General features: G+C 40.5%; 5 protein-coding genes and 1 pseudogene. All 6 read left to right on the top strand.

The features are described 5' to 3' along the window. Positions 1-435 precede the first annotated feature (435 nt). The 6 genes and pseudogenes from G4P69_RS07395 (at position 436) to G4P69_RS07420 (ending at position 13,270) form a co-directional block, all read left to right on the top strand. On the top strand, positions 436-1,272 hold the full coding sequence (locus tag G4P69_RS07395; RefSeq protein WP_208342043.1) for a DUF4351 domain-containing protein: 837 nt from the start codon (positions 436-438) through the stop codon (positions 1,270-1,272). A 366-nt stretch (positions 1,273-1,638) separates the two neighbouring features. Next, positions 1,639-2,175, top strand: coding sequence for a hypothetical protein (locus G4P69_RS39050; protein WP_243902414.1), 537 nt, complete (start codon positions 1,639-1,641; stop codon positions 2,173-2,175). Beyond that, positions 2,153-2,512: a DUF5615 family PIN-like protein gene (locus G4P69_RS07405; protein WP_208342040.1), complete on the top strand. Its 360-nt coding sequence runs from the start codon at positions 2,153-2,155 to the stop codon at positions 2,510-2,512. The genes G4P69_RS39050 and G4P69_RS07405 overlap by 23 nt, the downstream gene beginning before the upstream one ends. A gap of 30 nt (positions 2,513-2,542) precedes the next feature. After that, a pseudogene (locus G4P69_RS07410) lies at positions 2,543-2,839 on the top strand (DUF4351 domain-containing protein); the annotation flags it as partial. Between the two features lie 715 nt (positions 2,840-3,554). Next, positions 3,555-8,099: a beta strand repeat-containing protein gene (locus tag G4P69_RS07415; RefSeq protein WP_208348935.1), complete on the top strand. Its 4,545-nt coding sequence runs from the start codon at positions 3,555-3,557 to the stop codon at positions 8,097-8,099. A gap of 776 nt (positions 8,100-8,875) precedes the next feature. Next, positions 8,876-13,270: a beta strand repeat-containing protein gene (locus tag G4P69_RS07420; protein ID WP_208342038.1), complete on the top strand. Its 4,395-nt coding sequence runs from the start codon at positions 8,876-8,878 to the stop codon at positions 13,268-13,270. Positions 13,271-13,302 lie beyond the last annotated feature (32 nt).

The raw sequence follows: 13,302 nt of genomic DNA on the forward strand, positions 1-13,302 counted from the left end.
ATACAATGTTCAATTTGTATAGTGCGTAAGTCCTATGATGAATCAGTAATTCAGGCGATCGCGTTGCACTCAATCCCTTCAAATTTTCTTGTAAAGGGTTCAATATAAGAATTTAGTATAACTCTACACTTCGCTTTTCAAGGTTCTAATCCTGTATTAATCATGTGCGATCGCTCGAAATTGCGATTTTCCCCTTGCTGTTATTCAGGAAGCTATTCTGTATTGTGAAACTCATCAAGAACTTATCACGCTAGAAGTACGAGAGGAACGCTACCGTCTTGAAGAACAAGGAGTTTCTCTTGACCCTCAGAGTATAACCAATGGAACTTCTAGGTGTACAATACAACTTTTAATGTTAAAGGACGAAACTGCGCAAAGCGCGATCCCCTTTTAAACATTAGATAACAAACCGTTAAAATTATTGAGGTGTGATTAGTGTCTTTTGACAACGTTTGTAAAATATTAGCAGAAAAATATCCAACAGATTTTGCGCGTTGGTTGCTGACTGATGAGCCACGAAACATCAAAGTATTAAAGACTGAATTAAGCATTGAACCAATTCGAGCAGATTCTGTTACATTATTACAAACAGAGAATCGTATTTTACATTTAGAATTTCAAACAACAGTAAACTCTGAAACTCCTATACCCTTACGAATGTTAGATTATTTTGTCAGGTTAGTGCGACAGTATGATCTTCCAGTAACACAGGTAGTGATTTTCTTGAAACAGACGAACCACGAAATCGCTTTTACCGAAGAATATGTAAATGAGATGACGTATCACCGTTATCGTGTCGTACGAATGTGGGAGCAAGATTCAGCTTTATTTCTAGATAACCCAGCATTATTACCATTAGCACCTTTAACACAGACAGATTCACCCCAAGGATTACTATCCCAGGTTGCCGTGAGTGTTGCTAAAATTTCGGATAGGGAGACAAGGCAGAACATCGCAGCCTACACAGAGATTTTAGCAGGGTTGCGATTTGAAAAAGACTTTATTCGTCAATTACTAAGCGAGGATATTATGCAGGAGTCAGTCATTTATCAGGATATTTTGCAGAAGGGCGAACAACAAGGAGAACAAAGAGAGGCTTTTCAGTTTCTTAATCGTTTGTTAAATCGGCGCTTTGGTAAAATAGATTTATCAATCATTGAGCGTATCAGAGTTTTATCTAAAGAAGAATTAGAAACTTTGGGAGAAGCTTTATTTGATTTTTCTAAAGCAGCTGATTTAGAAGCATGGCTAAATCAGCAAGAAGGAGAATAAGCTGTTATTTTCATACAGAACGTGGGCATCTTGCCCACACTACAAAATAAAATAAATTCACACACTGGGAATAAGCCCGTGTCATGTCGGTTCAATTAGTAATGATAGCGATCGCGTTGCACTCAATCGCTGCAAATTTTCTTGCAAGGGGTTCAATGTAATATTTTAGTATAATTTGATATTGTAATTTTCAAGGCTCTAATCCCGTATTAATCATGTGCGATCGCTCGAAATTGCGATCGCCTCACAAAATGATATTGCTCTCCCTAGTGATCCCACTTGACGAGAAAAAACTCTCAGTCGAGTCGCTTCGCTCCAGTCATATTTTGTAAACTGTACTTGACGACTAAACTTGGAATATCTATCATGTCTACCATGAATACATCTGATTCAGAAGTAAAACAAACTAGGCAAGCAAACTTTAATATTACACCAGAAGAAGAAGCAAAGCTTAATTGGTTGCGTCAGGCTATTGGTGCTCTTAACATTAAAGAAACAATCCTGCGTTCAATTGACCTGATGGTTACACTCAAGCGTCATATACGTCCAGGTAGTCAATTGTTTCTTCATACCCAAGAAGGACAAGTACGCTTGCTTATCCCAGAACTTGAATCTCCTCAAGTAGATGATTGGCAGTATTTAGTAGAACGTCCTCACCCTTGGCGAAGACAACTTTATATTAAAGGACGAAAACTACTCGCTTCGACTATATGGCAGGATATTGTTGTGAACCAGATGTCACAGGAAGAAGCAGCAGACAATTGGGATCTTCCCCTTGCTGTTATTCAGGAAGCTATTCTGTATTGTGAAACTCATCAAGAACTTCTCTCACTAGAAGCACAAGAGGAACGCTACCGTCTTGAAGAACAAGGAGTTTCTCTTGACCCTCAGACTATTAATTGATGAAGACTCACAAGCGAAATATCTAGTTAATTTGCTACGCAATGCTGGTCACGACGTGATAACAGTCAACGAAGCAGATCTAATGGGGAAGTCTGATTCAATTGTCCTTAAATATGCTATTAGCCACGGGCGTATATTATTGACGCGTAATTGTGAAGACTTTCTAAACCTCCACACAGTAAATCCAAATCATCCTGGTATTTTAGCAGTATACCAGAATTCTGAAGCATCCAAGTTTATGAGCTACCTCAGTATTGTTAAGTCAATCTCCAATCTGGAGGCATTGAATTATATGATAACTAATCAATTTATTCCCCTCAACCAATGGAATTTCTAGTTGAACTCATCTCTGGTCTCAGATGGTAGCACAGGGTTGCGATTTGAAAAAGACTTTATTCGTCAATTACTAAGCGAGGATATTATGCAGGAGTCAGTCATTTATCAGGATATTTTGCAGAAGGGCGAACAACAAGGAGAACAAACAGAGGCTTTTCAGTTTCTTAATCGTTTGTTAAATCGGCGCTTTGGTAAAATAGATTTATCAATCATTGAGCGTATCAGAGTTTTATCTAAAGAAGAATTAGAAACTTTGGGAGAAGCTTTATTTGATTTTTCTAAAGCAGCTGATTTAGAAGCATGGCTAAATCAGCAAGAAGGAAAATAAGCTGTTATTTTCATATAGAACGTGGGCAATATGACCACACTAAAAAATAAAATAAATTCACACACTTGGAATGCGCCCGTGTCATGTCGGTTCAATTAGTAATGATAGCGATCGCGTTGCACTCAATCACTGCAAACTTTCTTGTAACGGTTTCAATGTAAGCTTTTCCACATTTAAGTTGCATAGTCGGACAAACCTATGCCCTATGCCCCATGCCCTATGCCCCATGCCCTTCAAGTTTCTCATTTTTTGAAAACATTAATTAACAAAATTTTAGAAGATTTCATCCCAGAAAGTCATATTTCGTAAATACTCAACTAGCTGGATGTATTCAGTTTTGCAAAAAATTATGGTATATCTAACTTGTGACCGATACAGTTCACCCTGAGTGAAGTGTAGCAATCTTATTTCAAGACTCTCTATCAAAAAGACCTACTAGTAGGATCAGCTTGCTGCTGTTCAGAGGGCGATCGCTCTTTGGAAGTTCCGCATTGCTGCTTTGCCTACCCCACTACGTAAGCAAAACTAATTTCCTAGAATCCTCAGTTATGTAGGGAGACAATTGATCAACCAAGTCGTTGTCAAGGCCTCTTCTATTATAGCGACTAAATTTGTGTGGTTACATTGATCCACGATTTGGAGTAGAAACTCACACCAGAGTATCTATTTCCTATTTTTGACATTATGTAAATTCTGTTAACAAGACTATATTTTTATGATGCATATTCCTCATCTATCGATCTTGCTCAAGGTACAGAATCTATTACCAAAATTTTTTATCTTCACCCTTTTACTAGTTAGCGCTACACCAGCTAAAGCTCAAATCACCCCTGACGGAACTCTTGGTGCAGATCGTTCTGTTATCACACCAAATACTCTGATTCAGAGTAAGAATATAAATGCTGACTTAATCACTGGTGGTGCCCAACGCGGTCGTAATCTTTTTCACAGTTTTGGTGAGTTTAACGTTGGTGAAGGGCAAAGAGTCTATTTTGCCAATCCGTCTGATGTAACTAATATTTTGACCCGTGTCACAGGTGGGAATCAGTCAAAGATTTTCGGGACTTTAGGAGTTGACGGTGCGGCAAATTTGTTTTTGATTAATCCTGCTGGGATTTTGTTTGGGAGCGGTGCAACTCTAGATTTACGGGGTTCATTTGTAGGGACAACTGCGAATGGAGTGCAGTTTGGAACTCAAGGACTGTTTAGTGCGACGAATCCGCAAGCACCACCATTGTTGACAATAGATCCATCAGGATTGTTGTTTAATCAGTTAAATCAACAAGGAATCACAGTTAATAATGAATTCATGGGAGTACCAAATGGAAAAAGTCTATTGTTAGTTGGTGGAAATGTAACCTTAGATGGGGGTGGATTGATAGCTAGTGGTGGAAGAGTGGAGTTAGCTTCTTTAGCTGCACCAGGGACTATTGGGTTAAATGTTGCAGGGGACGCTTTGAGTTTAAGTTTACCTACCAATGTGCAGCGAGGTAATGTTTCTCTGAGAAATCAGGCATTTGTGGATGTATCTGGCGCAGGTGGAGGAGATATTGCAGTTAATGCTGGTAAGTTAGATATGTCTAATTCCTCCACCCTGTTTGCAGGAATCGGTACGGGAATGGGTAATGAGAGTAGTAAAGCAGGTAATATTAATATTAATGCTGATTTAGTTTCTTTAGATAGTGCATACATTGACAACGTAGTTGTTAGTAGTACCTCTAAAGGAAATGCTGGAAATATAAATATTACGACTGGCTCACTATCAGCAACTCATGGCGCTCAAATTGACTCTTTTACTCGTGGAATAGGGAATGGGGGGAATATTACGATTGTTGCCAAGGATGCAGTTACTTTTGATGGTATAAATAGTAGTAATGGGATACATAGCGGCTCCTATAGTAATGTGTATAGTGGTGCAATAGGCAATGGTGGAAATACCAGTATTAGTGCTGGTTCCTTATCTTTGACTAACGGCGCAGAATTAAACGTTGATGTCTATGGAGCTTTTGAAAATCTTGATGGCGGTAAAGGGAAGGGAGGTATTATAAATGTTAATGTGGGTGATAAGTTGACAATTTCTGGCTCAGGTAGTGCAATCTCTGGAGAGCTTGGTAGTGGTGCAGTAGGACGTGGTGGAGACATCAAGGTTCAAGCAGGAAATATTTCTGTGACAGATGGTGGAACAATTAGTTCTAGCACTCTTGGAAAAGGTGATGCAGGTAATATTTCTATCACAGCTAATGATGGTATTTCATTGTCTAGAAATAGCTTTATTGTCAGCAATGTTCAGAGTAGTGATGCTGCAGGTAATGCTGGAAATATCGACATCAAAACTGGTTCACTTTCTGTCAAAGATGGTAGTCAAATTAACTCGTTTACTCGTGGACACGGCAATGCAGGAAATATCACCATTACTGCAAAAAATGCAGTTACTTTTGACCAAATAGGTAGTGATGGGTTTTACAGCGCTTTACAGAGCAATGTTTACTCTGGTGCAGTAGGTAATGGTGGCAATATTAATCTCTCTGCAGGTTCATTATCCTTAACTAATGGCGGACAAATCAATGCATTTTTGGATAGCGGTGCAGTAGGACGTGGTGGAAATATTAAAGTTCAAGCTGGAAATATTTCTGTAACAGATGGTGGAACAATTAGCTCTAGCACCTTAGGACAAGGTAATGCAGGTAATATCTCTATTACAGCTAATGATGGTATTTCATTGTCTAGAAATAGCTTTATTGTCAGCAATGTTCAGAGTAGTGATGCTGTAGGTAATGCAGGGAATATTGACATTAACACTGCTTCACTTTCCGTCCAAAGTGGTAGTCAAATTAATTCTTTTACTCTTGGACGAGGAAATTCAGGAAATATCACCATTACTGCAAAAAATGCAGTTACTTTTGACCGAATAGGTAGTGATGGGTTTTACAGCGCTTTACAGAGCAATGTTTACTCTGGTGCAGTAGGTAATGGTGGCAATATTAATCTCTCTGCAGGTTCATTATCCTTAACTAATGGCGGACAAATCAATGCATTTTTGGATAGCGGTGCAGTAGGACGTGGTGGAAATATTAAGGTTCAAGCTGGAAATATTTCTGTAACAGATGGTGGAACAATTAATTCTAGTACTTTTGGTGCAGGTAATAGTGGCGATTTGACTATTACAGCGGACACCATACAACTGAGCGGAACTTCTAGTCGTGTTTTTGCTCAATCTAATTCGAGTGCAACAGGGAATGCAGGAAGCTTGACAATTAACACAGGTCAGTTGCTTGTACAAAATGAAGCACAAGTTAGTGCCAGCACCTTTGGCGCAGGAAACGGGGGTAATTTAACTGTTAACGCAAAAACCATACAACTGAATGGAATTTCTGCTGATGGAAAAACTGCCAGTGGTTTATTTGCGCAACAAGGTACCTCAGGTGCAAGAGGAAATGCAGGAAAATTAACAATTAGCACGCAACAGTTGCAGGTGCAGAATGGTGCACAAGTTAGTGCTAGTACTTTTGGTGCAGGTAATAGTGGCGATTTGACTATTACAGCGGACACCATACAACTGAGCGGAACTTCTAGTCGTGTTTCTGCTCGATCTAATTCGAGTGCAACAGGGAATGCAGGAAGCTTGACAATTAACACAGGTCAGTTGCTTGTACAAAATGAAGCACAAGTTAGTGCCAGCACCTTTGGCGCAGGAAACGGGGGTAATTTAACTGTTAACGCAAAAACCATACAACTGAATGGAATTTCTGCTGATGGAAAAACTGCCAGTGGTTTATTTGCGCAACAAGGTACCTCAGGTGCAAGAGGAAATGCAGGAAAATTAACAATTAACACGCAACAGTTGCAGGTGCAGAATGGTGCACTAGTTAGTGCTAGTACTTTTGGTGCAGGTAATAGTGGCGATTTGACTATTACAGCGGACACCATAAAACTGAGCGGAACTTCTAGTGGTGTTTATGCTCGATCTAATTCGAGTGCAACAGGGAATGCAGGAAGCTTGACAATTAACGCAGGTCAGTTGTTTGTACAAAATGAAGCACAAGTTAGTGCCAGCACCTTTGGCGCAGGAAACGGGGGTAATTTAACTGTTAACGCAAACACCATATTACTGAGTGGAACTTCCCCTGATGGAAAAACTGCCAGTGGTTTATTTGCGCAACAAGCTACCTTAGGTGCAAGAGGAAATGCAGGAAAATTAACAATTAACACGCAACAGTTGCAGGTGCAGAATGGTGCACTAGTTAGTACTAGTACTTTTGGTGCAGGTAATAGTGGCAATTTGACGGTCAAAGCTGACACTATACTACTGACTGGAAGTTCTAGTGGCTTGTTTAATGAAGCTAATTCTGGTTCAACAGGGAATGCAGGCAACCTGACAATTAATACCCGACAGATCCTAGTTCAAAATGGATCAGGCGTGTACGTACAAAATTTGGGGAAGGGAAATGCTGGAAATCTAGATATCAGGGCTCGCTCCATTCAGCTAGATAAGGGAATACTGACTGGTCAAACCAACTCAGGTATTGGCGGCGATATTAAACTAACAGTGGATGACTACATACTCCTACGCAATACTAGTAAAATCTCTACGAACGCAACTACAGCAGGAGATGGTGGTAAAATTACAATCAATACACCCTTCATAGTTGCTGTACCCAACGAAAACAACGATATCACGGCCAATGCTGGCTCTGGCTCTCCTGGTAAGATCAAAATCAATGCTCAACTGTTTGGTATCCAACCACGCCAGCAACTATTACCCCCAGCAAACAGTATTACAGCATTTTCTCAAAAAGGTGTACAGGGACAAATAGTGATTGCGCAACCGCAAGTAGAACTCATCCAAGGATTGATAGAACTGCCCATACAAGTATCTGACGCAGCGAATAAATTTTCTCAACTCTGTCCCAATAGCCCGAACGGGAAACCTTTAGGGGAATTTGTCATTACAGGAAAGGGTAATATCCCACCAAACCCACTACAATTATTACCCGGTAGAAATCCTGATATTCCTCTAGCAACTGCAGAAGATATGCAGGAGATTAGATCTATACAAGCGCAAGAACAGAAAAAGAAAGAGGAACAGCAACACAGCACTAAAGTTGCCAGAAAGAAAAATAAAGACAATACACTTCCTTCAATTGTGGAAGCACAAGGTATAGTACAAACACCTGATGGTCAAATTTACTTTGTGGCGAATGCAAACCATGCTACTCCATCTTCTCAGCCTACCGCTTCTGTTTGTCCTAGCCAGAATTAGGGAATAAAAGGTAGGTAAGGACTTAATCCTTAGTCATGATGATTCAGCTTGTTGCAGCGGCAAATGTTGTGTGGGTTCAATTAGTTAGTAATGATGGCGATCGCGTTGCACTTCGTCGTTCAAATTTCCCGGTAAGGAGCTTTGAGTGATGAAAACTAAGAATATACAGCAATCCTATTTGATTAGTAAAAAACTCTCAGCAGCCTTGTAGATAGCCACACTGTAATAATTTGCCGTTTTCGTCTAATACAATACTCGTGTAAATCAGTGTAGCTGTGTACTTCAATCTTCGAGTTTCTCATTTTTTGAAAACATTAATTAACAAAATTTTAGAAGATTTCATCCAGGCAAGTCATATTTTGTAAATAGTCAACTAGCTGGATGTATTTAATTTTGCCAGAAAGTATGGTATATCTAACTTGTGATTAATACAGTTGACTCAAGGGTGAACTGTATCAATCTTATTGCAATACTCTCTATCAAAAAGACCTAGTAGTAGGATCAGCTTGCTCATGTTCAAAGGGCGATCGCTCTTTGAAAGTTCTGCTTAGCTGCTTTGCCTACCTGACTAAGTAAGCAAAACTAATTTCCTAGAATCCTCAGTTATGTAGGGAGACAATTGATCAACCAAGTTGTTGTCAACGTTTCTTCTATTGTAGCGATTAAATTTGCATTGTTACATTTATCCACGATCTCTTTAGAGTAGAAACTCACACCAGAGTATCTATTTCTCATTTTTGACCTTATGTAAATTCTGTTAACAAGACTATATTTTTATGCTGCGTATACCCTATCTATCGATGTTGCTCAAGGTACAGAATCTATTACCAAAATTTTTCATCTTCACCCTTTTACTAGTTAGCGCTACACCAGCTAAAGCTCAAATCACCCCTGACGGAACTCTTGGTGCAGAGCGTTCTGTTATCACACCAAATACTCCGATTCAGAGTAAGAATATAAATGCTGACTTAATCACTGGTGGTGCGCAACGGGGTCGTAATCTTTTTCACAGTTTTGGTGAGTTTAACGTTGGTGAAGGGAAAAGAGTCTATTTTGCTAATCCATCTGACGTTACCAACATATTGACTCGTGTCACAGGTGGGAATCGGTCAAATATTTTGGGGACATTGGGAGTTGATGGTGCGGCAAATTTGTTTTTGATTAATCCCAACGGTATTGTGTTTGGGAGTGGTGCAGCTTTAGATTTACGGGGTTCGTTTGTAGGGACGACTGCGAACGGAGTGCAGTTTGGAAATCAAGGATTGTTTAGTGCGACGAATCCGCAAGCACCACCATTGTTGACGATAGATCCATCAGGATTGTTGTTTAATCAGTTGAACCAAGGAGCAGCAATTACCAATAAATCCATTGCAGATGCAGGCGTTGATCTCACAAATTCTCGTGTGACTGGTTTACGAGTCCCAGATGGAAAAAGTCTCCTGTTAGTAGGTGGAGATGTAGTCTTAGATGGGGGTAGGCTGACAGCTAACAGTGGAAGGGTCGAATTAGCAGGATTAGCTGCACCAGGAACTATTGGGTTAAATGTTACTCGGGACACTTTGAGCTTAAGTGTCCCGAGTAATGTCCAGCGTGGTAATGTTTCCCTGAAAAACCAGGCTAATGTTGATGTATCTGGTGCAGGTGGAGGAGATATTGCAGTTAATGCAGCTAAGTTAGATATGTCTAACTCAGGTCTTTTTGCAGGAATTGGGACAGGATTGGGTAATGGTAGTACTAAAGGTGGTAATGTTAATGTCAATGCTGATTCAGTTTCTTTGTCCAATGGGGCTCAAATCGGTGCTTTTACTCAGGGAAAAGGGGACGCGGGAAACATTTTTATTACAGCCCGTGATACTATTTCTGTAGATAGTGGATTCATTGCCAACTTTGTCCTGAATAATGCCGTAGGTAACGCTGGTAATATTGAGGTTCAAGCTGGAAACATTTTGCTAGAAAATAGAGGAGCAATCGCTTCTACTGCCGAGACCGAAGGTAATTCAGGAAACATTGATATCAAAACTGGTTCACTTACTGCAACTAATGGCGCTCAAATTAATTCCTCTATTCTCGGACGAGGACGTGCGGGAAATATCACAATTCAGGCGAAGGATACAGTTACTTTTGATGGGGTAGCCACTAATAGAAATCACAGTGGTTTATTTAGTTATGTGCTAGCTGGTGCAGTAGGTAATGGAGGTAATATTAACATCTCTGCTGGGTCATTATCCTTGACTAATGGTGGTCAATTAGGAGCTAGTGTTCGTGAAAAAACTGATACGTTGGCAGGTGGGCAAGGTAATGGTGGTACGATAGACGTCAACGTACGCGATGCATTAACAATTTCTGGTCTAGATAGCAGTGGGATTTTTGCTAATCTTGGTACTGATGCTAAGGGGCGTGCCGGGAATATTAATATTCAAGCTGGAAATGTTCTAGTCAAAGATGGTGGTCAAATTAATTCCTTCACCCGTGGAACAGGAAATGCAGGAAATATAACGATTATCGCGAGGGATGCAGTCACTTTTGATGGTGTATTTAATAAAAATAACAGTGGTTTAGCTAGCAGTGTAGAAGCTGGTGCGGTGGGTAATGGAGGTGATATTAACATCACTGCTGGGTCATTAAACTTGACTAATGGTGGGGAAATAAATACTACTGTCAGTAGCGCGTTTGGTAACCTTGCTGCTAATCAAGGAATTGGTGGTACTGTAAATATCAACGTTCGTGATGCATTGACGATTTCTGGTACAGATAGCCAGGGAATTTTTGCTAATCTTGGTACTGATGCTAAGGGGCGTGCCGGGAATATTAATATTCAGGCGGGAAATGTTCTAGTCAAAGATGGAGGTCAAATTAATTCTTTCACCCGTGGAACAGGAAATGCAGGAAATATAACGATTATCGCGAGGGATGCAGTCACTTTTGATGGGAGAGATAGTAATAGACTTCCCAGTGCTTTATTTAGTAATGTAAATCCTGGTGCAGTAGGTAATGGGGGTAATATTAATATCACTGCTGGGTCATTATCGTTGACTAATGGTGGTCAATTAGAAGCTAGTGTTCGTGGAAAAACTGATGATACTGATGTTCCTGGGCAAGGTAATGGTGGTACGATAGACGTCAACGTACGCGATGCATTAACAATTTCTGGTACAGATAGCCGCGGGATTTTTGCTAATCTTGGTAGTGATGCTAAGGGGCGTGCCGGGAATATTAATATTCAGGCGGGAAATGTTCTAGTCAAAGATGGTGGTCAAATTAATTCTTTCACTCGCGGACGAGGAAATGCAGGTAATATCACAATTACTGCAAAAAATGCAGTCACTTTTAAAGGAGATAGTGGCTTATCTAGTAATGTTCTAGCAGGTGGAGTAGGTAATGGGGGAAATATAAATATCACTGCTGGTTCATTAGCATTGACAGACGGTGGACAAATAAATGTTAATGTCCAAGGAGCCTCTAATAATCTTGCTGGAGGGCAAGGAAATGGTGGTAGTGTAAATATCACCGTGGGCGATGCACTGACAATTTCTGGTTCAGATAGTGGCATCTTCGGGAGTGTTAGTACTGGTGCTGTAGGAAGTGGTGGGGATATTAATATCCAAGCGAGATCGCTATCGTTATCAGATAACGCTACAGTAACAACTAGCAATGGTGGACAGGGAAATGCAGGTAATATACTGATAAAGGTAATAGATAGCATTTTTGCTAATAATAGTCTCATAGTCAGTAATATTGGCACCACAAAGCGTCAACCAGCTTTCGGCAATGTTGGTAATATTGAGATCTCGGCTAGAACAATTTCTTTCGCTGATGGGGCACAACTGCAAGCAGGTTTCTATTCTAGGGGTCAGGGAAAAGCAGGACTCGTATCTGTAAAGGCTAGAGACTCAGTTTCTTTTGCAGGCACAAACAGTACAGGAGAACCCAGCGCGATATTCACTGATGTTGAAGCAGGAGCAGTAGGCAATGGTAGCGATATCCAAATCTCAGCACCATCGATTTCTTTTTCTGATGGCGCTCAACTCATAGCCAGCAATGCCGGGCAAGGAAATGGTGGAAATATCAGTATTACAACAGATCAACTCTCACTTACCAATGGTGCTAGATTCAGTGCTAGCACCTTGGGACAAGGTAATGCTGGTAATATTACGATTGTTGCTAGAGACGCAGTTACTTTGGATGGGGAAGATAGTAATGGAAATCCCAGTGCTTTATTTAGTAATGTGCCAGATAATGGCCAAGGTTTAGGCAATAGTGGAACAATTGATATCACTGCTAGGTCATTTACTTTGACAAATGGTGCACAACTAGGCGTTAGTGTTCGTAAAGGTCAAGGGAGCGCAGGTAATATTACCATTAATGCTAATTCTGCTCGCCTTAATAGCGGTCTAATCTTTGCTGAAACAGATTCTTCAAGTAATGGTGGTAACATCACTTTAAATCTTTCCGACTACTTACTCCTGCGCAATGGTAGCCTAATATCTACCAGCGTAGGCACAGCAAATGCAGGAGGTAATGGGGGTAACATCACCATAACTACACCCTTCATCGTCGCCCTACCCAATGAGAACAGTGACATCACAGCCAATGCCTTCTCTGGCAACGGTGGTAAAATTGATATCATCAATGCTGAGCTTTTTGGGATTCAAAGGCGTGCCAAAGAATCACCCCAAACAAATGATATTACTGCAAGTTCGCAGTTTGGCAGACAAGGGCAAATCAATATAGCCCAACCCGAAATTGAACTCGTCTCAGGATTGCTGGAACTACCCATACAAATATCTGACGCAGCGAATAAATTTTCTCAACTTTGTCCCAATAGCCCAAACGCGAAACCTTTAGGAGAATTTGTCATCACAGGAAAGGGTAACATTCCACCAAACCCACTACAATTATTGCCCGGTAGAAATCCTGATATTCCTCTTGCAACTGCAGAAGATATGCAGGAGATTAAAACTATACAAGCGCAAGAGCACAAAAAGAAAGAGGAACAGGAACACAGCAGTAAAGTTGCCAGAAAGAAAAATAAAGACAATACACTTCCTTCAATTGTGGAAGCACAAGGTATAGTACAAACACCTGATGGTCAAATCTATTTTGTGGCGAATGCAAACCATGCTACTCCATCTTCTCAGCCTACCGCTTCTGTTTGTCCTAGCCAGAATTAGGGAATAAAGGGTTCTTGTTTGTGCGTTGCAAT

It is taken from the genome of Aetokthonos hydrillicola CCALA 1050 (assembly GCF_017591665.1).
Classification (GTDB): domain Bacteria; phylum Cyanobacteriota; class Cyanobacteriia; order Cyanobacteriales; family Nostocaceae; genus Aetokthonos; species Aetokthonos hydrillicola.